This window comes from Johannesbaptistia floridana (assembly GCF_057440575.1).
The window spans coordinates 16,399-39,725 of sequence record NZ_JALKVM010000421.1 but is presented as its reverse complement, the minus strand read 5'-3'; the positions used below and the strand labels follow the sequence as shown (position 1 = coordinate 39,725).

The following is a 23,327-nucleotide window of genomic DNA, read 5'->3' as shown; positions in this document are numbered from 1 at the left end:
CCCATTCTTCGGCTTGCGCCCATTCTTCGGCTTGCGCCCATTCTTCGGCTTGCGCTACCTAGTTTTTTTATTCAGTTGGCGATCTTTTCATTCATAAGCGTGAGGTAGATAAGCGATCGCTCCTCATACTAGACTTAGAATGTAAATACTGAATTTGAGCTAATTGTGTTGTGGTGCGTTACACTTCGTTAACGCACCCTACGTAGCTGAAAAGTTATTGCCAGTTATTTTTATTAATTTCAACGTAAATCAGTAGTAGGGGCGCAAGGCTTGCGCCCATTCTTCGGCTTGCGCCCATTCTTCGGCTTGCGCCCATTCTTCGGCTTGCGCCCATTCTTCGGCTTGCGCCCATTCTTCGGCTTGCGCCCATTCTTCGGCTTGCGCCCATTCTTCGGCTTGCGCCCATTCTTCGGCTTGCGCCCATTCTTCGGCTTGCGCCCATTCTTCGGCTTGCGCTACCTAGTTTTTTTATTCAGTTGGCGATCTTTTCATTCATAAGCGTGAGGTATATAAGCGATCGCTCCTCATACTAGAGTTAGAATGTAAATACTGAATTTGAGCAAATTTAATCTCCACAAGCTTTTTACTCATATCTTGCACCAGAACAAAAGTACTAAATAGGCCAACAGGCGAGAATCAATTTTTAAGGGATTAGGATCCATTCTTTTACTCATTACTCATTACTCAACCCCCACCAGTAATTTTGGGTAAAGATGCGAGGGTCTGAGTTTTAGCCACCTTGTCACCACGTCAGTTTTTGTCAACTTATAATTGACAAAAATTCAATATAATTATTCATTGTCAAAATAAAACGGACACAATATAATTACTAAGAAAATGATCTAAATCTGGTGTAGGCAAATCAGGAATTTTCGCCTCCTCATCCCAACGTCTCAGTTGAATCGCCTCGGCAGCATAGGGTAATTGATAAAATTCCTCAGCTGCGGTTAGAGAAAATACTCCTCCCTGCCTGATTAAACTTTGCTGAGATGCCGGAGAAAGAGAGGACCAATAATCAGATTCTACAGCACAAAGATAACGTTTAGCTTTTACATGCAGTCTAATCGGTTCAGTTACTTCTTCTCCGAATAAATCCCCAAGAATATCCAAAGCGCTTTCCTCATGGCGATCGCCAATTCCTTTTAAATGACCCAAATCATGAAGTAAACAGGCCATAATCATTGTCGGTGTAGCTTCAGCCTTTTCAGCTAAGTAAGCACATTGAAGGGCGTGTTCTAGTTGGGATACAGCTTCACCACCATACTGTTTTTGTCCTTGGGTTAGTAGAATTTCTTTAATTGTTTTTAAGCTCATAGTTTAGCAATATTCTCCTCTGCTAACCTAAAAGACAGAGTCATCCCGGCGCCACTTAAACCATTGACAATAGTCACTCCCGATTCAGGGTCTCCCATATACTCGGTTTTTCCGGGTAATTTAGCATAGATTCCATGCCAAGTCTCTGCTATCTTTAATTCTGGTACATGAGCAAAGCCTTGTAAATAATCTAGGATATATTGATTAATAAAATCACGATCAAAAGGATCGAGGGTTAATCCATATTCATGGGAGTCTCCAATGATTAATTCCCCTAGTCCATTTTGAGACATCATTACATGGATATGCCATTCAACAAAATGAGGTGTTTCTGATTTAATTCTCTCTTTAAGAGCCTCTAGAGAGGTACAATCAGCAAAGGAACTATAATGAGTTAGGGTTAAACCTCCACAGAGGGATGGTCCTAATTTCCAGCTATTTGGTTGAGGGGAAGTGCGCATCATTTGCAACTTAACTTTAGTCATGCCTGAAGCCGAATAGATAGAGGGGTAGAGAGTTTCAAAGTCACTGCCACTACAGATAAATATTTTTTCTGCTCGCCAAATCTCATCCCCTGCTTGAATCTGTGGATAGTTAATCCCTGTAACGGCGGTATTAAATCGAAATTCTACTTGATATTTCTCTTCAAGTAATTTTGCTAAAGAGGCGATCGCTTCTCGGGGATCTACGGTACATTCTGTGCTGCTGTAGAGTGCTCCAAGTAATCCTCTAGTTACTGCTGCTGGACTTTTATCGGCGACTTCCGAGGCAGTAAGTAGAGATACATTTCCCTCGGTTTCTTTAGCTACAAATTCTTCTAATACCGCCATTTCATCTTCTCTATAGGCTAAATGAAGAGAACCACAGGTATCTAGTGTAAATGGAGCATTTGACGCTGTTTCCTGCCAAATTTCTCTACTTCTCATCGCTCTTTCTCTGAGATAGCCTTGAGGTTGACCAATTGGCCAAACCATACCAAAATTACGAATAGAAGCCCCTACTGCATAGCTATTCCGTTCAAATACTACTACTTGCAGACCTTTTTTCGCAGCGGCTAAAGCATGGGCTAAACCGACAATTCCGGCACCTACTATAGCGATATCTTTATAGTTATTCATGGTTTTATGTAATAATTGCTGGGAGTTCTTGTAATGTGTTAATTAGATAATCATGGGGATGTGCTGCTAATTCTTGGTTACTATGGGTACCACTAGTAACACCTATAGCCATCAGACAGTGAGCATTTTTACCCGCTGCTAAATCTGAGGGGGTATCACCCACAGCGATTACTTCTTGAGGGTTAGTTATCCCTAGTTTATACATAGCTTTTTGAATCATAAAAGGTGCGGGGCGTCCTTCTTGATTGTATATTTCTGAAGGTGTAATAGAAGCTTGAATTAAACTATTTTCTGAACCTATATAATTACTATCTAAACCCTGATTCCACCCTAAACGATTTAAAATAATATCTGTTACTTCTCGATAAAAACCCGTGTTAAGAGCTATTTTTATTCCTTGGCTTTTTAACCAGTAAAAAGTATCTAAACAACCTAAGGTGGGTTCTATTGGTTGAGTTTGATAATATTCGTTTAATATTTGTTTAAATTGAATGTAGCTCGATTCTACTTTTTGATTATAATCGGGAGTATCTGTTCCTATTTGTTCTTGCCAGAGAACCTCGAATACTCGGCGCTTAGGTAACCCCATCATAGAGTTTACTTTTTCTGTGGAAGCTTTTAAACCACTGTTAGCTGCTGCTTGTTGAAAACATTGAAGAACTTCAGAGTTATCTTTTACTGTTGTTCCTGCCATGTCAAAAACAATCAAACGAGTTTTTAGCATTGTTAATATTGATTTTTAGTATAATTACTTCTTTATTTTAGCTGTTATTATAGTTACAATTTATCTTTTTTTAGATTAATTTAATATTTTATTATTTTGTGTAAAATCAAAATTATGTAGTGTAACATACATATTCAAGAATTGGGTATTTATTTGCGAGTAGTAACTTTAGATCTAAGGCTAAGATATTTGATCTAGTTTAGAGAAAAGAAAAGAGATAACCAAACTTTTCGGATCCATAAACACCCACATGCCAAACCACAATGCCCAGTTCCTCAGAACGCCCGAACGACATACTATAATATATGGGAAGTGTGCTTTTGGGAAATATTTATTGAAAGTTAATCCTGAATAGCTCAACCAGCTTTGTCTTTTTCCCCAACCTATACTATCTGCAAACTTTACATATACATCATGTTAAATAGTTGCTCCGCCGTTTCTACAATATCAGATCTCTCGATCTCAGGAAAGAACTGTTTAATCACACAATAGGGTTGAGAGGGTTTACCTTCGTCTACAGCTAAAAAGGTTTTACCGAAACCACCTTTTCCAATGAGTTTTAAGGGCCGATAACGTTCTTGGAGGAGTAGAGTGTTACCGCATTTGTGGCAAAATTTACTAGTTGGGAGATTAGTAGTAAGACAATCAGGATTAATACACTGATTCATGGTAACTAGAATAATCTATTTATAGCTTATATTAGCATGAAATAGAGATAAAAAGTGCGATCGCCCATTACTTCTACTCCTTTAAATATATTTAACTCATATCTTGCACGCAAGTGCAAAAGTACTAAATAGGCCAACAGGTGAGAATCAATTTTTAAGGGCGATCGCATTAATTCTTTAACTCATTACTTCAAAACTCAACCACCACCAGTAACATTAGGTAAAGATGCGAGGGTCTGAGTTTAAGGCCAGCTTTGTTGGGTCTGAAATGTTCAATGTAACATATTACTACAAATAACCAATTGAGCGATCGCTTTTCATCGCTTAGAGTGAGTATTTTCCTCACCAGAGAGGAGTTATACAGTGGCACCAAACCCTATTGCTGTATAGTACACTAAAGAGTGCGGCTAAATAGCTAGATAATGTCTTCGGCATCCCACTAGAAATCATCTTCTGACAATTGAGCTATCTTCATTATTGAGGGAATAGAGATAATTTTATGATCATGGCCAGTCATGGTAACTGCTATAAATAAATATATTCACGAAGCAAGATTATCAAAAAGGATTTCAGTTGCAGCTTTATGTAGTATTTAAGGTTAAATTGATAAATCAAGATTTTCGGCTCTGGTGCGATCGCTCATTCCTTCTGTTTCTTATTATATATTTAAGGCCAGCTTTGTCGGGTCTAAAACCCTAAGTGTAATGCACCATTTTTTTTATAAGTATAATAGATAGAGGGATCTTTTCTCCTTAACAATGAGTGCAAAAATCGCTATGTTGTTGGGTTTCGTGACAAGGGCCCAACCTACAAACTATAGCTACCATAAATCTTTTAAAATATTTATTTAATATTTTCTTAGATATCTTTTTATTTCTTACTAGCCCAATTTCTTTATCTTTTCTTTAGAAATCAAAACCAGTTCTTAACCAAAACTTAACCTTAGAGAATTAAACTAATCTGTAAAATCACAGATAAATTAAAACACTTTATTAAGTATGTCTAAAATATTTAGAAGGTTTATGGCTAACTTTTTAGCCGCATTCTTAATAGTAACTTTGGTTGCCTCCTGTACTAATGTAGAGAATACAGGTACAAATCAGGGAGCTACACCTGTAGCTAATGCAGGAGGGGGAGAGACAATTACAGTATACACAGCCCTAGAAGACGATCAAATTGCTACCTATTTACCATTATTTGAAAAACAACATCCTGATATAAAAGTCAACATTGTTAGAGACTCCACAGGAATAGTAACCGCTAAACTCCTAGCAGAAAAAGATAATCCCCAAGCAGATGTAATCTGGGGAACAGCAGCATCTAGTTTACTATTAGCAGACCAACAAGGAATTTTAGAACCTTATTCCCCTCAAGGTATAGAAAATGTAGAACCTAGGTTTAGAGATAGCAATGACCCACCGCGCTGGGTAGGAATTGATGTGTGGATGTCTGCCTTTTGTGTAAATACAATTGAATCGGCAAATAAACAACTACCTATCCCTACATCTTGGGAAGATTTAACTAACCCTGTGTACAAAGATCAAATTGTGATGTCTAACCCCGCATCATCTGGAACAGGTTATTTATCAGTATCAGCAATCTTACAAATGAAAGGCGAGGAAGAAGGTTGGGCATATTTAGATAAACTTCATGAAAATATCGCTCAATATATGCACTCCGGGTCAAAACCCTGTAAAGTAGCAGGAACTGGAGAATATCCCATCGGTATTTCTTTCGGCTATCGTGCAGTTAAACAGAAAAATGATGGGGAACCCATAGAAGCAGTCTTCCCTAAAGAAGGTTCAGGTTGGGATATTGAAGCTAATGCTTTAGTGAAAAAGCCAGAAATCAAAGAAGCCTCGAAAACCTTTTTAGATTGGGCGATTACTCCAGAAATTTCTGAAGAATATGCTAAAAACTTTGCTGTAACAGCGACAAAAACTAATGTGAAGCCCCCAGAAGGTTTTCCCGACCCTGCTGTAGACCAGTTAATTGAAAATGACTTTAATTGGGCAGCAGAAAACCGCGATCGCATTTTAAAAGAATGGTCAGCTCGTTACGATGGTAAATCTGAACCTAAATCTTAATTAAGTCCATCCATCACTTCTAACCCTATCTGAAATTAAAGATAGGGGTTATTTATTTAAACAAGAGATAATCATCATGACTAATTTTTCAGAACCTCCTAAAGTCCGTATTAACAATCAAGTGTCTAGAGATATTTCCTCTCTCTCTACTTCTTCCCCTGTTCAAGATTCCACTCAACCCTATCTTCAAATCGAAAATGTGAGTAAACATTTCGGTCAATTCGTAGCCTTGCGAGATGTATATTTAGATGTCTATCCTGGAGAATTTGTCTGTTTACTCGGTCCTAGTGGTTGTGGTAAAACTACTCTCCTCCGAATTATTGCAGGCTTAGAAGTTCAAACCACAGGCAAAATTATTCAAGGAGGTCAAGATGTATCCCGTTTAAGCGCCTCTAAAAGAGACTTTGGTATTGTTTTCCAGTCCTATGCTTTGTTTCCTAACCTGACTGCTAGTCAAAATGTTGCCTATGGCTTGCAAAATGCCAAGACTAATAAGGAACAAATAAAAAGCCGTGTGGAAGAATTACTAACTATGGTGGGATTAGAAGGAATCGGCCATAAATATCCAGCCCAAATGTCTGGCGGACAACAACAAAGGGTAGCTTTAGCCCGCGCTTTGGCCCTTTCTCCTGGTCTGTTACTTCTAGATGAACCTTTATCGGCTTTAGATGCTCAAGTTCGGGTTAAACTACGTACAGAAATAACTCAACTACAAAAACGTTTAGGCATTACCACAATTATGGTAACTCATGACCAAGCAGAAGCTTTAGCTATGGCGGATAGAGCTGTGGTGATGAACAAGGGTTACATCGCTCAAGTAGGTTCTCCTCACGCTATTTATCAACGTCCTAATACTCCTTTTGTGGCTAATTTTATCGGTGTGATGAACTTTCTTAAGGGAGTTATTACTGCACCTAATCAAGTACGCTGCGGGAACATTAATTTGAAAATTAACGATGACCAGGATTTTAGTACTAATACTCCTGTAAGTATTGCTATTCGTCCTGAAAATGTTCGTTTAGTAGATGCTTCTGGCGCCAATCAGTTAGAAAATGTGGTTAATACTACAGTTAAAGCGGTAGAATTTTTAGGATCTAATTATCATGTGAGTCTATTTCCCGAAGGAGATGCTAAAGAAGTAATGACCGTTGAATTATCTAGTCAGGAAGTGAGAAATCTAGATTTAACTACTGGTTCTAATTTAAGGTTACAGTTTCCCCCAGATAAAATACAAGTTTTTCCAGAAGAATAAGGGCAAAAAAGATAAATTATTTCGAGTAAATCATTCATTATGACCATTACTTCAACTAATACTAAACCAGAGGTAATTAAACCCATAATTACCAGAGAAGATTGGATAATGCGCATTGTTTTAGGATTATCTACTGTATGGCTACTCCTAGCAGTGGTTTTTCCTCTTTATCCTATTCTTTCTCGAAGTTTTCAAGATAAACAAGGTAATTGGATTGGATTAACCAATTATCTAGAATATCTAAGTAATCCCAAGTTATTGGCTTCTTTTTTTAATAGTTTTTATGTGGCGATCGCTAGTACTATTATATCAGTGATTCTAGCTTTTATTTTTGCCTATGCCTTAACTAGAACTGCCATACCTGGTAAAAAGTTATTCAATACCCTAGGTATGTTGCCTTTGTATATTCCCCCTTTAGCCCATGCCATTGGTCTAATTTACTTATTTGGTAGACAGGGTATTATCACGAGGATGGGTTGGGATATTGGTCTATATGGTTCTACTGGTATAATCCTGGGTGAAAGTCTCTACTGTTTTCCCCAAGCTTTAGTAATTTTAACTACAGCCTTAAGCTTAACAGATGCTCGTCTCTATGAAGCGGCAGAAGTATTAAGAACACCTAAATGGCGAACTTTTTTAACCGTAACTCTACCCAGTGTTAAGTATGGTTTAATTAGCGCTGTTTTTGTTTGTTTTACCCTCGCTTTTACTGATTTCGGTGTACCAAAAGTTGTAGGGGGTAATTTTAATGTTCTAGCTACAGACATCTATAAACAGGTAATTGGACAACAAAACTTCTCTATGGGAGCGACTATTAGTGTGTTTTTACTCATCCCAACAATTATCGCTTTTGTGGTAGATAGAATCATTCAAAGAAGACAAACATCATTAGTTAGCGCTAAAGCTGTGCCTCTTGAACCAAAACCTAATAAGTTACTTGATACCTTGATGCTCATTTTTTGCACAGCAGTAGTTTTAGCGGCAATTATCGTCTTTGCTACAATTATTCTGGCTTCAGTCATTAAAATTTGGCCCTACGATTTCTATGAGTTTAAATTTAGTTTCAGTAACTATGATTTTAGTAGAGTTGCCGGAGGCGGTTATAATGCGTACTGGAATAGTATTTTGATGTCTCTATTAACAGCGATTTTTGGGACTATTTTGGTGTTTACTGGTGCCTATCTAGTCGAAAAGGGTAAAAATTTACGTTTGCTGCGTTCAATTAATTATTTTCTCTCTACTATGCCCTTAGCTTTACCAGGATTGGTACTCGGTTTAGGCTATCTCTTTTTCTTTGTGGTAGATGATAGTTTGATAGTTAATAATGGTAAGTTGGGAATACGTCTGGGAGATTTGGTAATTGCCAATCCTTTTGGTAATAAGTCTTTACTTTTGATTGTCCTGTGTACTGTTGTTCACTTTTATACAGTCTGTTTTCTCACCGCTAGTACTGCTTTAAAACAATTAGATTCAGAATTTGAGGCAGTTTCTGCTTCTATGTCTGTACCATTTTACAAAACTTTTTGGCGAGTAACTCTGCCGATATGTTTACCTACTATTTTGAGTATTGGTATTTATTACTTTATCAACTCCATGGTTACGGTATCGGCGATTATCTTTTTACGTCCTGATAATGCTAATTTAGCAGCTATTGCTATTGTTAATATGGATGATGCGGGCGATACCGCTTCAGCGGCAGCTATGTCAACTTTGTTGGTAGTTACTAGTTTGGTGGTTAGATTTTTCTACTGGTTGTTTACTCAAGGTATAGAAAAACGTAGTCAAGCCTGGTTGAAGCGTTAATTCCCTCTCAGTTATATGGTAGTGAGATAAAAGTGTTGATACAGTGAAAATATGTTATTGTAAGTCAGTCACAGATAGCATTTTCGGTATTTTCCAAGTTTTCTCAACATTTTTGCTACACTACCCCTCAAATCTTGCATCTTTACCTAATGTTACTGGTTGTTGTTGAGTAATGAGTCTTGAAGTAAGGAGTAATGAGTAAGAGAATTAATGCTAAACGCTTAAAACTTGATTCGGAGCCTGTTGGTCAATTTCTGTACTTTTTTAGGAGTGCAAGATATAAGTAGTCCAAATAGTTACTAAATTCTCCACACATTGATTCCATTGATACTCCTGAAGTATTGAGAAACGGCGTTGATAAATTTGTCTTCGCCACTGAGGGTTATTAATAGCTGTTTGAAGTTTAGCAATAAAATCAGAGACATTTTGAGGAGTAAATAACAATCCATTATCTCCTGATTGAATACTATCAATTATACCTTCGGCACGAGGTGCTATTACAGGTATGCCAGCAGCCATGGCTTCTAAAACTGTTAAGCCGCGAGTTTCTCTTTCTGAGGTAGTAAGATAAATATCACTGTTGATTAGTAGTGAAGGTATTTTTTCTGGATTAATACGCCCTAAAAAATAACAAGGGAGAGAAAATTGAGTAAATCTTGCTTGAATTTCCCCTTTTAAATGTCCTTCACCTACAATAATCAAAGCTAAATTATCACAATTAATAGTTTTAGTTAATTGAGTCAGAGAATTAAGTAAAAAATACCAACCTTTGTCAGGAGTCAGACGTCCAATTAAGATAATTTTAATTTTCTGTTCAATTTCCTGGATTTGATAGTATTTGGCGAAGTAATTGGCTGTTTTAGTTTGATTTTGGTATTGTTGAGCGTCAACTCCTAGTAATTGAGCATTTACTACTTTTTTAAAGCCTAAATTAGTTAATTTTTGGGCAGTAGTGGTACTAGATACTAGTGTTAAATCATAGGCATTGTAAATCCAGTTGCGATGATATCTCATAGCTAATTGAATACTGCTTAAAAGTATTCTCGGCAAAAAAAGATAGTCTTCTAAATATTCTATGAAATTAGTGTGGAAAAAACTTACACAGGGAATATTCGCTTGTTTGGCATAGTCAATTCCGGGACGTTTGAAACATCCTAGCCAAAGTCTTTCTGGTTCATCTATGTGCAGTAAATCTGGAGTAAAATCATAGAGTTGATTAAGTATAATTTTATAAGCCTTGGGAGTAAGATTAAGTTCCCCCTGGAGATGCAAAAAAGGCTCACTCGGAAGATTAATTACTTTGACGTTGGGGAAAATTTCTCCCTGGTATTGCTGCCAATCTGGATATATATCACTAAGAGTGCTATAGTCAGGACAGAATAATAACACTTGATGATTGTGAGTACTCAGATAACGCAAACGATGCCAAAGGGAGATTGCTACTCCATCAGTTACTGGCAAAAACCCTGAAGCAATGATAGCAATTTTCATCTTTTTAATACACTTTTTAACTTAGCTCTAGTTAGAATTAGATAGCGTCGTAGGTGAGTGATAGGATTCATGTATCTATTCAATACTGAAGTCATATCAGTAAGTTCTTCTTTTGGACAAATCCACTGGTCTAGAATATTGAAACTATTATCTATAAATTTGGTTTTGCATACATAACGTTGAATTTTACCGCTAGAAGTTTTGGGTATACCACCGGGTTTTAACAACAAAATGCCATAAACATCTACAAAATGTTCAGTGAATACCTGCCAACGAATAGAGGCTACTATGGCTTCTAAATCAAAGTTGTGGCGATAACTACGTTCTATTTCTTGGGCAATAATTAGGCGTTCTCTTCCTTCTATCGATACAGAAAAGGCGGCCGTAGCGTTAGCTTTTAAGGCAGGATGACAAGCCGCTACAGTTTTTTCAATCAATTGGGGATATTGATTAAGTCCTGAAAATACCATGACATCATGCAAACGTCCGGTGATAAATAGGTCTTTTTCTACTAAAAAACCTAAATCCCCTGTTCTTAAAAATGGTCCTTCTTGAGTATCTTGAGTATAGGCTAAAAATGTTTCTTGAGTGCGTTTTGTATCTTGCCAGTATCCTTTACCTATACCAGAACCTGCTACCCAAATTTCCCCGATTTCTCTATCTTGACAGGGTTGATGAGAATCGGGATTGACAATAAGAATCTTTTCGTCTAGTAAGGGTTGACCACAACTTACTATAGGTATATGTCCTGATTTGGCTTGAGATGCCATTACTACTTGGTTTTTTTGTAAAGCCTTTTCTTGGAGGTATTTAATTACTGGGGGTTTATTTTTGGGCGCACCAGTAATTAAGAGAGTAGCTTCTGCCATGCCGTAACAACTATAAAAGGCTTCGGGTTTAAAACCACAATCAGCAAAGATAGAGGTAAATTTGGCGATTGTTTCCGCTAAAATTGGTTCTGCACCAGAAAAAGCTAATTCCCAACAGCTTAAATCTAAACTTTCTCGCTGTTGAGGAGTAACATGAGTAGAGAGTAAATCATAGGCAAAGTTAGGGGCTCCACTTATGGTACCTCTGTATTTAGAAATTGCCTGTAACCAACGGACTGGTTTTTGAATAAAGGCCAGGGGAGACATAAAAATCGAAGGTCTTCCTACATATAAAGACTGAATTACTAATCCGATTAACCCCATATCGTGGAAGAGAGGTAACCAAGTAACTCCAATAGAGGTGGAGGTAGGTGCAAATGCCTGATCAAGCATTTTTTGATTGTAAATAACGCTTGCGTGGGTAAGCATTACTCCTTTGGGATGACCCGTAGAACCTGATGTATATTGTAAAAAGGCTAGAGTTTCTGGAGTTATTGGGGGTTTAACCCAATCGTAGGCAAGATGACTGGCAATGTCTGTGGTGGTTATCCAGTGAAAGTTACTATCTTCTGGTGTTTGTATTTGTTTTTTTAATTTATCAAGCAGACTATTGTGAGTTATTATCGCTGTTGCTTGGGAGGATTGCAGACGACTCTGTATCTCTTGGTATCCGTGACGACTTAGCGGCGGGTGACAGGTAACGGGAATTGCTTGGGCGTATAAACAGCCAAAGAAAGCTGTAATGAATTCTAAAGCTTCTTCGTAGGGATAAATAATTATAACTCTTTGGTTAGTTAGTTGTAGAGCCTGTAAATAAGTGGCGATCGCCTTTGCTGTTGTGGCTAACTTTTGATAGGTTAATGAGTCGGTTTCTATTTCTCCATCTTTTAAAAAGCGATAGGCAGTTTCCTTTCCTTGGTTTTGGGCTCTAATTTCTAATAAATCTACTAGGGTTAAATCAGCTTTATCTATTGTGGTCATATAATAATTAGGTTTTAGGTTTTAGGTGGCAGGTGGCAGGTGTTAGGTGGCAGGTTTTACTCAGACCCTCGCATCTTTATCAAAAGTTACTTGTGGTGGATGAATAATGAGTGAGGAAGTAATGAGTTAAAGAATTGATCCTAACCCCTTAAAAATTGATTCTTGCCTGTTGGCCTATTTAGTACTTTTGTACTTGCGTGCTTTGGTCTGAGTTTTAGGTATGTAAATAAAAATATTGTATCAGAGAAATTTTAACTTGAAAGTTAGGTAATCCTCTTGTTACTTAAAGACTTCACAATTTCAAGACTCAACCACTACAACTACTAATATAATGTTGGGTTTCGTGACAAGGGGCCCAACCTACAGGCTACCTTCTTACTCATTACTTCAAAACTCATCTAATGGTGCGTTACGGGCTTCGCCCTAACACACCCTACTAATGCTGCTTCAAAACTTCAAACTAATTACTCATTATTCATCCACAACCAGTAACATTAGGTAAAGATGCGAGGGTCTGAGGTAAAGACGAAAGCTCTGAGTCGTTGAAATATTTTTGTAAAAATTTAGAGTTCAGCTATAATGAAAATCATATTACAAACTCAATCTTTTTTTCTGAAATTGCATTAGCCAATGTAATCTAGGAAAAATCAACTCAAACCCATACTATACTTACGTTTTATTTTTTTGGTAGATGTCTAATGGAACCGTTAAAGCAATCGGTTAACTCATTTTTAGAGTTAGTTTTTATTGACAAATATTGCGAAAAATAATCCTTATCGACCTTGGATAGAATATATGGCGAATTGGATTCTGATTGAAAGAGATGAAGAAGATTATAAAAGACTTGTTGTTGAGGCAGGTTTACCAGCAGATATAATCCAATTAAAAAGAGAGGAAACTGACTTAACAATCTTAATCGAAATCATCAAAAATTGAAAAGCTATACTCATGATTAATTCTTTGATAAACAAGTACTTTGTTAACTACATCTTGATAAATTAGTTGAAACTCGGGTGCTAATTTCTCTGGTTGTTTTAATGCTTGTAAACCCGACCACAAACTAGCTTCATACTCACTATATACTAAATAGTCTGCGCCTATTTCTCTAGCTACAGTTAAATATTCTTCTGTTGTTTCCGCTAAAGGAAAAGCTGGTTGTAAATTAGCTAAATAAGCTAAGTGAGGTTTACGCACTATCATAATTTTTTCTCTAGAATTACCCTGATTAATCGCTGTAGCTATTGGTAATAAATATCTAGGTTCAGTTTTTATAGTTAAATAGGTTTCCACTCCTGTGGCAATTAAGATGCCTACTAGTAAGCTGATTATTAAACATTTAGAAGCCAATAATCTCAACTTATAGTAGTTGCCATTACTGTTAGGACACTTTCGGTAAAGTTCCCTATTCCCTATTCCCGTGCTCCGGTGCTCCCCTGCTCCCCTGCTCCGGTGCTCCGGTGCTCCGGTGCTCCCCTGCTCCCCTGCTCCCTGCTCCCCTGCTCCCTGCTCCCCTGCTCCCCTGTTCCCTATAATAAAGGATAAGTTTTGCTTATCACCATAAATATGGAAGAGCCATTTCTTGAAAGGATAAATTTTTAATAACAACACTAAGGGATAAATAAAAAAATAATAACGACGATGGAATCCTACCAAAGCTAAAATTAAATACCCAAGAAGATTAATTATGAGAAAAATAATTATCTTTGACCTAGTCAACTTATCAAAGCTATTAATTACTGGTTTTCTCCTCAAATCATTGATTAAACTAAATAGTCCGGTAGATATCCATAAAAATGGGAAGATAGCAATGATTTGTAAATAGGGAATATCTAATAATTGTAAAGGTATAAATAGTTTAACTATATTTAAAAATAATATGTCTTGAAAATAAGTAGTAAATACTAGCCTAGGATTAGTTAAAATAACTTCCGATAAAGAACTAAATTCTGATTCCATACTATGAATAGAGGTAATCCAATTATCCCCAGAAGGATGATAGAAGTGTGCCGCTATCTGTAGATAAGCCGTGTTACCAAAAGCGCTACCATTTACTTGCCAATTATAAATCAACCAAGGAGTCAGAAGAATTATCAAGCCACTTAAAAAAATAACTAAATTAGTTAACTGCTGCTTAATTTTTTCCTGAGGATAATTAATCAGTAGAATAGAGATAATAATGCCGACTACTAAAAAAACTGCATTAGTACGGAATAAATAAGCTGTAGCGGCAGTAAGACCAAGTAAAAAATATCTTCCCTTAGTTAAGGATGAGGGAATTATTAATAAGTAGATACATAAAATAATTAAACAAGTGCTGCAAATATCTGTAGCTGCTAAAAATGAAGCGCTAAATAGGGTAAGAGTGCTCAAAATAGTCACTAAAAAAGCGATTGAGTAGTCAAATAAATGTTTAAGTAGCTGATAAACTAATAGGGTTAGAATAAATAAACTAACAACACTAATTAACTTACCTGCTGTAAAAGCATCTCCAACTACCCAAGTGACAGCAGCCAACAGAAGACAATAGCCGGGAGGATTATGTTGATAGGTATAAGTCTCACCCGAGAGAATTCTTTCAGCTTGTAAGGCATAAACTCCATAAAAATCTGATTCTACTCCAAAAGTTCCTACTTGCCGTAAACTAGCGATAACAATAGCTAAAGCTGATACGATTACAGAAAAAATTAGTATTAACCGATTGGCTTTTGATTCTTGTTGAGGAAATAACAGTTTATTTAACATCAGAGTGTAATATATAGCCTTTTTAAGGCTGGTGAGGTACAAAGGTTGTCCTTTTGAGGCAGGAGGCAGGAGGCAGGAGGCAGGAGTTAGGTACAACCTCATGAGTCCTTTGAAATGCTATAGCTTTTTTTAGTCTACTGAGAAAGGTTAACGGATAAATTTAGATAAACTTTTCCCCCCAACCCCCCGAACCTGCGCTATGCTTTATAAGCAACTCACCAAACCCTTGTATAGCAGGGAGCACCGGAGCACGGGAGCAGGGAGAGGGGTTTTAAGTAAAATTACTTAAGTTTTGGATAAAATGTATATTACTATACATTATTTTCTTAAACAAAATCTGAAAAAGCACATAATCACAAGTTGGTGTTTTTGTCAAGTTTTATGTTAAGAAAGATGTTTATAAAGGATAGCTTACCAAGGGAGGGCCTTTTCATAATAACTGTAAACATCTATTTGCGAGCTTGCTATAACTATTTTTTCTAATGCTATAATATATAATTGTAATTTAAGATCTAAATAATTGTGAATGACAGAAGTAGGGTGTGAAGTGCGCGCGGAGCGCGTAACGCACCATAATGAGTAATGAGTTTTGAAGTAATGAGTAATGAGTTTTGAAGTCTTGAAGTTTTGAAGTCTTGAAGTCTTGAAGCAGCATTAGTAGGGTGTGAAGTGCGCGCGGAGCGCGTAACGCAGCGAATGATATTAGTCATTCACTTATAACATATACCCTGGCAAAAAAGAGATTGTTGGGTTTCTTTGACAAGGGCCCAACCTACTAAGGTGCGATCGCCTATAAAAGTAGCCTATAAAAGTAGGGTGTGTTAGCGCGGAGCGCGTAACGCACCGAATGATATTAGTCATCCACTTATAACATATCCCCCTGGCAAAAAAGAGATTGTTGGGTTTCGTTGACCTCACATCTTCCACCAGTACTTATGTAGGGCTTGCTGAATAAAGATAAGTTGTAATCAACAAAAGGGTATTTCTCCTGAAGCTGTTGCCGTAACTCTCTACGCCACCGCCACCTATAGCCGTAGTCATTGGGAAGATAGTAATGAGAGTATTATTAAAGATTTAATGACATCTGCTTCCCCCTGGATTAAAAGTGAGATTATTACTTATCAAGTCCATCGCTGGCGTTATAGTCAACCGCAAAAAGTCTATGGTGAACCCTTTTTAGCTTTAACAACTCCTGGGAATCTTATTTTAGCAGGAGATGGTTTTGTTACTTCTGGTGTAGAAGGCGCCGCTTTATCAGGAATCGCCGCTGCTAATTATACTGCTACTAATATCTTCTCAAAAATCTAATTACGAGCATAAAAATTAGAACTTTTTAGGGTGGCTATAACTTTAACGTCGAACTCTTCTTCAAAAACCTCTTTTTTATAATCTAAACTCCATAATTCTAAGGCGCAATCGTCATTTTTATAGCTAGGAGTTAGATGTAGATGCAGAGTTTTATACTCAGAGTCATATTTACAATCTAAACGACTAATAGCGCCAATTTGACGTCTATCTAGGGCGATCGCCAATCGCAATATTGCACTCAACTGTTTTACGAGGTTTTTTGCTTCTTTACTTGGTAAATTGTTATAGTTTTCATGTTTTTTCTTCGGCTTACTTTTACGGTGATAGCGAGCGATATTCGCGATTATTTCTAATTCTGTTTCTGTGTATCCCAGTAATTCTGCGTTGCGAATCAAATAGTAAGAATGTTTGTGGTGAGCTGCATGACTTACGTATAAACCACAGTTATGCAACATGCCAGCAGCCCAGAGTAAATCCTTAGCCTCATTAGACCAGTCATGAAGTATTCCTTGGAGTTGATCAAATAAGCTAAGGGCGAATTTAGCGCCTCTGAGGGCATAGTCCATCTGAACTTGATATTTTTGAGCAATTTTAAGAACACTGCGCTCTTTTACTTCCCCCTGATACCGTAGACGATTTTCTATAAACCCATGAGTTAACATCCAGTTAACGATAATTCCTTCCCGTAGGGAACGTTCACAAACAGTAATGCTGTCAAGGTCCAGCATGGTAATTACTTCTAGGAGAATCAAAGCGCCAGGCAGAATAATTTCTGCTCGTTTTTCTGACATTCCCGGAATAGCGGCACGTTCACTATAATCAGAGGAGGCTAGTTGTTTGACTATTTTTTCTATTTCTTGACGAGTTACTTGATAGCCGTGTAGGGGGGTAGGAACTGTTCCTAGTTTAGCGATGGCGCTGATGGTTGCTATAGTTTCAATTGTCCCGGAAGTTCCTACTAAACAGGGTTTTTCTCCAGGATATAAACCCTGTAGAATATTTTCACAGGGACGTTCTAACATTCCTCTGATATAGGCTTGTAGCTGTATCAAAGAAGTTTTGCTGATGGGGTCAGTAGTCACGAATTCTTGAGTTAAACGTACAGCGCCTACTTTTGTACTGCTTAAAAATCTTGCTTCTTGACTATCTGCTAAAATTAATTCTGTGGAACCTCCGCCGATATCGATGATAATGTGAGGAGTTTGTTGAAAATCTAAACCTGATAAAACACCTAGATAAATGCGTCTAGCTTCTTCTTGTCCAGAAATTAAGTCTACTGATATTCCTATTTCTGATTTAATTCGTTGTAAAAAAGCTATACCATTTGGCGCCTCTCGGGTGGCACTAGTAGCTACAGCCACTATATGGTCAGATTTGAGACTAGTAGCTAAGGCATGGCATCGGTGTAATGCTGCTATCGACCTTTCTATCGCTTCTGGAGTTAATTCTCCTGTTTCTGGATCGCGATCGCCTAAACGTACTGTATCTTTTTCTCGGGCAATAATAGTAAAAGCGGGCAATGTTGCATTTATTTTCACTACTACCATGTGTATGGAATTGGTGCCAATATCAATTGCTGCTAATATGCAATCATTATTAGGCTCTTCAATTGACAAGGAACTAGTTTTTATTAAAGAATCAACCATATTTAATTATTTGTGTGAAAAGATCAAGACCGATGAGAGGGAGACAAATCTGGTTATGATTATAAGTGTTGTTGTTCCCAAAAACCAATTAATAAATTTTAGTATTTTAGGAGTTAATTAACGAAAATGTTAGAGTTATCTGTGATTTTATACTTAGTTTTAGGTTTTTGTGCAGGAACCTTAAGTGGTTTAATTGGTATTGGTGGTGGTATATTAATTACTCCTGCTCTTGTTTTTTTATTCAATTTTACTCAGCACCAAGCTCAAGGCACTACTTTAGCTCTACTTGTGCCCCCTATAGGTATTTTAGCAGCTTGGACCTACTATCAACAGGGTTATGTCGATATCAAGGTTGCTGCTTTGATGTGTCTTGGCTTTTTCTTCGGTGGTTTGTTGGGTGCTAATTTAGCTGTTGCTATTCCTAAGGAAATCTTGAGTAAAATTTTTGGTGTTGCTTTGATTGCTGTAGGGATTAAAATGGTTATGGGTAAATAGTATAAATAATCACTGTTCCCTTCAGTTTTTAGGTTTGGTTTCCTAGCCTAGGGAATAGTTACATTTTATTCTAGTAATATACGGGACTGACGGGGCTCGAACCCGCAACTTCCGCCGTGACAGGGCGGTGCTCTAACCAGTTGAACTACAGTCCCATTTTCGAGCAACTTTTTAAATATAACTCAAGTTAACTAACTTTGTCAAGGGTTTTTCCAACTTTTTGGCTAATTTTTTTTTAAAGTTCTATTGATTAAATTCTTCTTCTCTTAAGTTTTTATTTTCTGCTTGATTTTGCCCTTCAAGTTCTCTAAGTCTACACTGCTGACGTATAGACTCTTGTCCAGAACCAATTACAAAACCAAGGATAGCACCGCCAAACATGATAGGTTTATGTCTAGAATCTCTCTCGGCTATATGAGAAACAGCTAACCCAATCATCGCACCGACAAGGGCGGTCATTACTCCTGAGAATATTACTGTACGGATATTCATCTTTCCGCCCTCATGGAGACTCTCGCTAAACCTCTCATCAGGTTAGCGATGAGAGGAAATGAGGGACCATTATTATGTTGCATAGTTATATCCATCCGCTTTGTGAATAGGTTTACAGTATTTGTGGCTAATACCTTGAACTGTTTGGTTAGCAGTTTTAACCCCCTTCGGGCGAGGCAGGAGGCAAGAGAGGCAAGAGAGGGAAGATTTTTAGTTAAAGTAAAGCCTTTGTGCCTCGCCTAATCGGGTTGAAGTCCCCCAGCAAATCGAAGACTTTGGTGGTCTGCGGTTAGATGTGGGTTAAAATCCCTATCTATGCCAACCTCCAGCAAAGCTGCCTTTCAACTCCTGCCTCCGTTTAACTGTTAACCACAACAGCTACAAACTGGCGAAGTATTTGTAGGTGTGATGGCAAATAAAACGTAGTTTGATAAAACTAAGACTGGTCAACTATAGGCTTTTGCAAGCCCCCACTATAATCGGTACTCCGATTATAGTGGGGGGATGTTGACGGCTAATTACTCAACTCAATAAAATCCTGAGACAATATATTTTGAATATATTATCTCTTAACAAGAGTATAGCATCGTTCACCTCTTAGTGATACTCAACCCTTATAAATCTTTACTTTTGCCTACTATGGGAACGTAAATTTAACAATTCTTCGAGAGAAGCCAATAATTTCACTTCTAAGGCGAGAATTTCAGAAGAGGGGGTGAGAACAAACTGCCAAGCAACATTAACCCTAAATACAGAGGTTTCTACTTTGCCAACTACTATAATTGGCTGATCTTGTTCTGGGGAAGATTGACTAGATGATTTCTTAGTGGGATAGAGTCTCATCCCCCTTTGCTTCTTGAGTGAGATATTGAGCGATCGCTTCTCTACCAGTAATTGCCTCTTGAAAGGGAGGAATCAAACTACCTTGGACTGAGTCAAAAAGTGCGACTGTCTGTTGATAATCTTCCTGGTTAATGGTTTGAAAATATTGATAGATAGTTGGTTCAGTTATACCTTCTATCTGGAGATTTGTATAAGGGTCGGTCATTTTTTCCTCTTATAGTATCTTTATTTTCTTTATCCTAAAGGTTAAGATGTATAATCAAAATCCCTTTAGATAGAAAACAACAGAGCGATCGCCCTTTTGGTTAAGTGAGAATTCCAATTAAAATTACTACAATCAGACCAACTAAAAACAAACCCAAGTAAACTAGCAGCTTGGATTTAGGTATTTTATTGGACTTTATCCCCTGATTGTGAGCTTCTTCTGGGGGGGTTTTTGGTATCTCTATTTCCAGAGGATTAATATCTTCTGGGGGGTTTTCTGATATTTTTCCTGGAGGATGATTATCGTTTTCTGATGGTTGTTCTGGTATCTCCATTTCAAAAACATTAATATCTTCTGGGAGGTTTTCTTGTGTCTCCATTTCATAAATATTAAGCTCTTCTGGGAGGTTTTCTGGTATCTCCATTTCAGAAACATTAAGCTCTTCTCGGGTATTTTCTGGCCTTTCCATTTCAGAAACATTAATATCTTCTGGGGGGTTTTCTGGCATTTTTGCCTCAGGTGGAGGAGTATCTGTGGCTATCACTTCTTGAGGAGATTCAACTTCTTTATCTGGGTCAATTTTCACAGCAACAACACCCGGATTGGTACCATTGATTTTTTCAATTTGATTAGTAATAAATTCTAAAAACTCATTAATTGTTTCTGGTTTTCCTGTTAGCACAAAAATCTCTAGGTATTTTTCAATCCAATTAAATTTAACTAAAGCGCGATTGCCTTTATTACTAAAAACCGCACTCTTGTTACAATAACTGTTCCGTTCTAAGTATTTGTGGAAACTTTTCATCAAGCGAGATAAAACATTTTCATGAAGAACATTGTACTCATAGCGTATGATTTTAGCGTTTTGCCAATCTCCTGTAACTGGTTCTATATCTGTCAGTAAATGGGGCATAATCAGACCTTGGTTGTCTGCGTCTAAACTCCCATTTGGGTTTTCTGGTTCCATAACCGCTAACCCGAGACTCTCTATAATACTTACGAAAAACTCCGCTTGCTGTATTTTTGAAAAATTTAATAGTTCTTGAACTTTTTCGCTAGTTATCTTGCCATTGCTTTCTACTTTGAAGCGATAATCGTTCATAACTTTTGCTAAATTGTTAATTAACCATTCAGGCATGATAATATCATCTTTTTTTAAGACAGGATGATGCTGACAATGGATAATTATCCCAATATTATCTAATAGTTTAGCTAACTCTTCTTGTTCAGAATTTTCAAAAATCATTTCAGATTGACAAAGTTCTGAATACTCATCATTAGTTAAGTATCCGTGATCTATTTTTTTTATTTTATTAATTAAACTAAGTAAATTAGGAGCAATTTCTTCTGTAAAATTATTTAGTTCAGATATTTGATTTTTAATACTTGTAATTAAGTATTCCAACCCTTGTTGATTTTTACAAGATATTTCACAAAAAGCTTTGATGTTAGAATATTCTTGAGCTAGTTCAGATCTTTTTATTGACCAGAAAGCTTGATCTACCTTATTTCCTACCACGATAATTGGGGCAGATTTTGCTACTTTGGCAATCATCTTCAGCCAATATTTTATTTCTGAATTTGTTTGATTGACATCAGTAATCAACAGATAAAGACTCTTGCTGGAGAAACCGCATTGATAAATAGTATGGAGATTCTCTGAACTACCAAAATCCCACAAGTTAATTTCATATTTTTCTTCTTCTATATTTAGTTGCCAAGATTTTATTTCTAAGCCTTCGGTTGGATTATAGTTAGGTTCAAACATTTCTCCGAGTAACTCTCTTACTACCGAAGTTTTACCCACTTGAGAAGATCCTACTAGGATGATTTTCGCTACTTTTAAATCTTCTTTTTCTACTTCTTTATACTCTAAAAAGTATTTGATTATACCTTGTGGCTTATGGTATTTTTCTATGATTTCGGGAGGAATACCTAGGGGATTTTTGCGAAGATCTAAGTTTTTTAACTCAGTTAGTCGCTGTAATTCTGGGGGTAAGATTTTAATAAAATTGTCACTGAGATATAAACTATCTAGCTTGGTCAAGTTACCTATTTCCGGAGGCAGACTAGTTAGTTGATTATTACTGGCATAAATTCTTTCTAGATTAGTTAAGTTACCTATTTCGGGAGGCAGACTAGTTAGTTTGTTGTTACCAACATATAGTCTTTTGAGTTCAGTTAATTGTCCTATTTCTGGAGGTAAATTGGTAAGTTTATTATTTTTAAGATTAAGTTTTATTATTTGAGTTAGTTGACCAATTTCGGGAGGAAGACTAGTTATTTCTGTATCCGTAATGGTAAACTCAAGGGAATCTTGTTGTATAGCTTCTTGAATTGCTTCTAATATTTCTGATTCTGTCATGTTAATTATATTAAAAATAGGTGAATTCTATAATAACAATTATAACTATAAGAATTATTATAACTGTTTATGAATAAACAACAGTATATGTATTTACATGGTTTTGCTTCTAGTCCTAACTCCACTAAAGCTAGATATTTGCGCGATCGCCTAGCTGAGAAGAAAATCACGCTACAGATTCCCGATTTAAATCAAGATGACTTTACCCACTTAACTTTAACGCGACAGTTGCAACAAGTTGGAGCAATTATTGAAGAAACCTCCACTCCTTTAACTTTGATTGGTTCAAGTTTCGGTGGATTAACTGCCGCTTTATTAGGTCAAAAATATCCTCAAATTCAACGTTTGATTTTACTAGCACCTGCTTTTGGCTTTTTGAATCATTTATCTAATCAGTTGGGGGAAGTAGCGATGCAACAATGGCAAGAACAAAAATTTTACCCTATTTATCACTATGGTGAAAAGCGATCTGTGATGCTGCACTTTCAATTCATCCTGGATTTAAGAAAATATCAAGAATCATCTCCAGAGAAACGACCAATTTCTACTACTATTTTACATGGCATTGACGATCAAGTAATTCCCCTGGAGGCTAGTCGAGAGTATAGTAAAAATCGTCATTGGGTTAAGTTACGAGAAGTTAATAGTGACCATAACTTAACCAATGTTTTACCCGAGATTTGGGAGGAGGTTTACTCAGATCTTCCACCTTTAGCAAAAGCTACTGGTGGTGGTTGAGTAATGAGTTTTGAAGTCTTGAAGTAATGAGTCTTGAAGTAATGAGTTAAAGACTTCAAGATTCATCCACCAGTAAGATTAGGTAAAGATGCGAGGGTCTGAGTTATATCATGTCCGTTTAATTAGTTATGATAAAGTTCTACCTTCATACCTTCTTCCTTCCCTCTCTTGCCTCGGAGGCTCACC

General features: G+C 37.0%; 20 protein-coding genes and 1 tRNA gene. 8 read left to right on the top strand and 13 right to left on the bottom strand.

What is annotated here, in order from left to right; genetic code table 11:
- Positions 1–270: 270 nt before the first annotated feature.
- Positions 271–498 (top strand): hypothetical protein, encoded by a 228-nt coding sequence (locus MW688_RS24180; protein WP_486738574.1) that lies wholly within the window; start codon positions 271–273, stop codon positions 496–498.
- Positions 499–801: 303 nt separating this feature from the next.
- On the opposite strand, the gene MW688_RS24175 is transcribed toward MW688_RS24180, so the two are convergent.
- The 4 genes from MW688_RS24175 to MW688_RS24160 all read right to left on the bottom strand — a co-directional run bounded on the left by MW688_RS24175 (position 802) and on the right by MW688_RS24160 (position 3,824).
- Complete coding sequence (locus MW688_RS24175) at positions 802–1,314, bottom strand: HD domain-containing protein (RefSeq protein WP_486738573.1); 513 nt, start codon at positions 1,312–1,314, stop codon at positions 802–804.
- Positions 1,311–2,432, bottom strand: a complete 1,122-nt coding sequence (locus tag MW688_RS24170) for a TIGR03364 family FAD-dependent oxidoreductase (RefSeq protein WP_486738572.1) — start codon at positions 2,430–2,432, stop codon at positions 1,311–1,313. Before MW688_RS24170 ends, MW688_RS24175 begins: the two co-directional genes overlap by 4 nt.
- Before the next feature lie 4 nt (positions 2,433–2,436).
- A complete protein-coding gene (locus MW688_RS24165) occupies positions 2,437–3,156 on the bottom strand; it encodes an HAD family hydrolase (protein WP_486738571.1) in 720 nt (239 codons plus the stop codon).
- 401 nt (positions 3,157–3,557) lie between these two features.
- Positions 3,558–3,824 carry a hypothetical protein gene (locus MW688_RS24160; RefSeq protein ID WP_486738570.1) on the bottom strand — a complete coding sequence of 89 codons (267 nt, stop codon included), beginning with the start codon at positions 3,822–3,824 and terminating at the stop codon, positions 3,558–3,560.
- A gap of 998 nt (positions 3,825–4,822) precedes the next feature.
- On the opposite strand from MW688_RS24160, the gene MW688_RS24155 reads away from it, so the two are divergent.
- The 3 genes from MW688_RS24155 to MW688_RS24145 all read left to right on the top strand — a co-directional run bounded on the left by MW688_RS24155 (position 4,823) and on the right by MW688_RS24145 (position 8,966).
- On the top strand, positions 4,823–5,911 hold the full coding sequence (locus MW688_RS24155; RefSeq protein WP_486738569.1) for a putative 2-aminoethylphosphonate ABC transporter substrate-binding protein: 1,089 nt from the start codon (positions 4,823–4,825) through the stop codon (positions 5,909–5,911).
- 76 nt (positions 5,912–5,987) lie between these two features.
- Positions 5,988–7,163, top strand: coding sequence for a putative 2-aminoethylphosphonate ABC transporter ATP-binding protein (locus tag MW688_RS24150; RefSeq protein WP_486738568.1), 1,176 nt, complete (start codon positions 5,988–5,990; stop codon positions 7,161–7,163).
- A 39-nt stretch (positions 7,164–7,202) separates the two neighbouring features.
- On the top strand, positions 7,203–8,966 hold the full coding sequence (locus tag MW688_RS24145; RefSeq protein ID WP_486738567.1) for a putative 2-aminoethylphosphonate ABC transporter permease subunit: 1,764 nt from the start codon (positions 7,203–7,205) through the stop codon (positions 8,964–8,966).
- A gap of 264 nt (positions 8,967–9,230) precedes the next feature.
- Here the strand turns inward: MW688_RS24145 and MW688_RS24140 are convergent, their stop codons facing one another.
- Positions 9,231–10,457, bottom strand: a complete 1,227-nt coding sequence (locus tag MW688_RS24140; RefSeq protein ID WP_486738566.1) for a glycosyltransferase — start codon at positions 10,455–10,457, stop codon at positions 9,231–9,233.
- Positions 10,454–12,307, bottom strand: coding sequence for a fatty acyl-AMP ligase (locus MW688_RS24135; RefSeq protein ID WP_486738565.1), 1,854 nt, complete (start codon positions 12,305–12,307; stop codon positions 10,454–10,456). Before MW688_RS24135 ends, MW688_RS24140 begins: the two co-directional genes overlap by 4 nt.
- Positions 12,308–13,102: 795 nt before the next feature.
- Here MW688_RS24135 and MW688_RS24130 point away from each other — a divergent pair.
- Complete coding sequence (locus MW688_RS24130) at positions 13,103–13,243, top strand: hypothetical protein (protein WP_486738564.1); 141 nt, start codon at positions 13,103–13,105, stop codon at positions 13,241–13,243.
- Here MW688_RS24130 and MW688_RS24125 read toward each other — a convergent pair.
- A complete protein-coding gene (locus MW688_RS24125) occupies positions 13,220–15,049 on the bottom strand; it encodes an ArnT family glycosyltransferase (protein ID WP_486738563.1) in 1,830 nt (609 codons plus the stop codon). The two genes, MW688_RS24130 and MW688_RS24125, sit on opposite strands and share 24 nt — an antisense overlap.
- Positions 15,050–16,126: 1,077 nt before the next feature.
- On the opposite strand from MW688_RS24125, the gene MW688_RS24120 reads away from it, so the two are divergent.
- Complete coding sequence (locus tag MW688_RS24120; protein ID WP_486738562.1) at positions 16,127–16,357, top strand: hypothetical protein; 231 nt, start codon at positions 16,127–16,129, stop codon at positions 16,355–16,357.
- On the opposite strand, the gene MW688_RS24115 is transcribed toward MW688_RS24120, so the two are convergent.
- Entirely contained in the window at positions 16,354–18,003 is a 1,650-nt protein-coding gene (locus tag MW688_RS24115; protein ID WP_486738561.1) for a Ppx/GppA phosphatase family protein, read from the bottom strand. The genes MW688_RS24120 and MW688_RS24115 overlap by 4 nt on opposite strands.
- Before the next feature lie 126 nt (positions 18,004–18,129).
- Here MW688_RS24115 and MW688_RS24110 point away from each other — a divergent pair, with 126 nt between their 5' ends.
- A complete protein-coding gene (locus MW688_RS24110; RefSeq protein ID WP_486738560.1) occupies positions 18,130–18,498 on the top strand; it encodes a TSUP family transporter in 369 nt (122 codons plus the stop codon).
- Between the two features lie 81 nt (positions 18,499–18,579).
- Here MW688_RS24110 and MW688_RS24105 read toward each other — a convergent pair.
- From MW688_RS24105 to MW688_RS24085, 5 genes are all read right to left on the bottom strand, one after another.
- Positions 18,580–18,653, bottom strand: a tRNA-Asp gene (locus MW688_RS24105).
- 88 nt (positions 18,654–18,741) lie between these two features.
- On the bottom strand, positions 18,742–18,990 hold the full coding sequence (locus MW688_RS24100; protein ID WP_486738559.1) for a hypothetical protein: 249 nt from the start codon (positions 18,988–18,990) through the stop codon (positions 18,742–18,744).
- A gap of 624 nt (positions 18,991–19,614) precedes the next feature.
- Complete coding sequence (locus MW688_RS24095) at positions 19,615–19,833, bottom strand: hypothetical protein (protein WP_486738558.1); 219 nt, start codon at positions 19,831–19,833, stop codon at positions 19,615–19,617.
- Complete coding sequence (locus tag MW688_RS24090; RefSeq protein WP_486738557.1) at positions 19,814–20,038, bottom strand: nuclear transport factor 2 family protein; 225 nt, start codon at positions 20,036–20,038, stop codon at positions 19,814–19,816. The genes MW688_RS24095 and MW688_RS24090 overlap by 20 nt, the downstream gene beginning before the upstream one ends.
- 100 nt (positions 20,039–20,138) lie before the next feature.
- Positions 20,139–22,403, bottom strand: coding sequence for a leucine-rich repeat domain-containing protein (locus tag MW688_RS24085; protein WP_486738556.1), 2,265 nt, complete (start codon positions 22,401–22,403; stop codon positions 20,139–20,141).
- 69 nt (positions 22,404–22,472) lie between these two features.
- Between MW688_RS24085 and MW688_RS24080 the strand changes: the two genes are divergently transcribed.
- Positions 22,473–23,141, top strand: a complete 669-nt coding sequence (locus tag MW688_RS24080; RefSeq protein ID WP_486738555.1) for a YqiA/YcfP family alpha/beta fold hydrolase — start codon at positions 22,473–22,475, stop codon at positions 23,139–23,141.
- Positions 23,142–23,327 lie beyond the last annotated feature (186 nt).

Bases quoted from the DNA above. Each gene is read 5' to 3' on its own strand.
- MW688_RS24135 (WP_486738565.1), bottom strand. From the start codon at position 12,307: ATGACCACAATAGATAAAGCTGATTTAACCCTAGTAGATTTATTAGAA.
- MW688_RS24160 (WP_486738570.1), bottom strand. From the start codon at position 3,824: ATGAATCAGTGTATTAATCCTGATTGTCTTACTACTAATCTCCCAACT.
- MW688_RS24150 (WP_486738568.1), top strand. From the start codon at position 5,988: ATGACTAATTTTTCAGAACCTCCTAAAGTCCGTATTAACAATCAAGTG.
- MW688_RS24095 (WP_486738558.1), bottom strand. From the start codon at position 19,833: ATGAGACTCTATCCCACTAAGAAATCATCTAGTCAATCTTCCCCAGAA.
- MW688_RS24080 (WP_486738555.1), top strand. From the start codon at position 22,473: ATGAATAAACAACAGTATATGTATTTACATGGTTTTGCTTCTAGTCCT.
- MW688_RS24165 (WP_486738571.1), bottom strand. From the start codon at position 3,156: ATGCTAAAAACTCGTTTGATTGTTTTTGACATGGCAGGAACAACAGTA.
- MW688_RS24085 (WP_486738556.1), bottom strand. From the start codon at position 22,403: ATGACAGAATCAGAAATATTAGAAGCAATTCAAGAAGCTATACAACAA.
- MW688_RS24100 (WP_486738559.1), bottom strand. From the start codon at position 18,990: ATGAATATCCGTACAGTAATATTCTCAGGAGTAATGACCGCCCTTGTC.
- MW688_RS24155 (WP_486738569.1), top strand. From the start codon at position 4,823: ATGTCTAAAATATTTAGAAGGTTTATGGCTAACTTTTTAGCCGCATTC.
- MW688_RS24125 (WP_486738563.1), bottom strand. From the start codon at position 15,049: ATGTTAAATAAACTGTTATTTCCTCAACAAGAATCAAAAGCCAATCGG.
- MW688_RS24175 (WP_486738573.1), bottom strand. From the start codon at position 1,314: ATGAGCTTAAAAACAATTAAAGAAATTCTACTAACCCAAGGACAAAAA.
- MW688_RS24140 (WP_486738566.1), bottom strand. From the start codon at position 10,457: ATGAAAATTGCTATCATTGCTTCAGGGTTTTTGCCAGTAACTGATGGA.
- MW688_RS24120 (WP_486738562.1), top strand. From the start codon at position 16,127: ATGACATCTGCTTCCCCCTGGATTAAAAGTGAGATTATTACTTATCAA.
- MW688_RS24130 (WP_486738564.1), top strand. From the start codon at position 13,103: ATGGCGAATTGGATTCTGATTGAAAGAGATGAAGAAGATTATAAAAGA.
- MW688_RS24115 (WP_486738561.1), bottom strand. From the start codon at position 18,003: ATGGTTGATTCTTTAATAAAAACTAGTTCCTTGTCAATTGAAGAGCCT.
- MW688_RS24170 (WP_486738572.1), bottom strand. From the start codon at position 2,432: ATGAATAACTATAAAGATATCGCTATAGTAGGTGCCGGAATTGTCGGT.
- MW688_RS24090 (WP_486738557.1), bottom strand. From the start codon at position 20,038: ATGACCGACCCTTATACAAATCTCCAGATAGAAGGTATAACTGAACCA.
- MW688_RS24145 (WP_486738567.1), top strand. From the start codon at position 7,203: ATGACCATTACTTCAACTAATACTAAACCAGAGGTAATTAAACCCATA.
- MW688_RS24110 (WP_486738560.1), top strand. From the start codon at position 18,130: ATGTTAGAGTTATCTGTGATTTTATACTTAGTTTTAGGTTTTTGTGCA.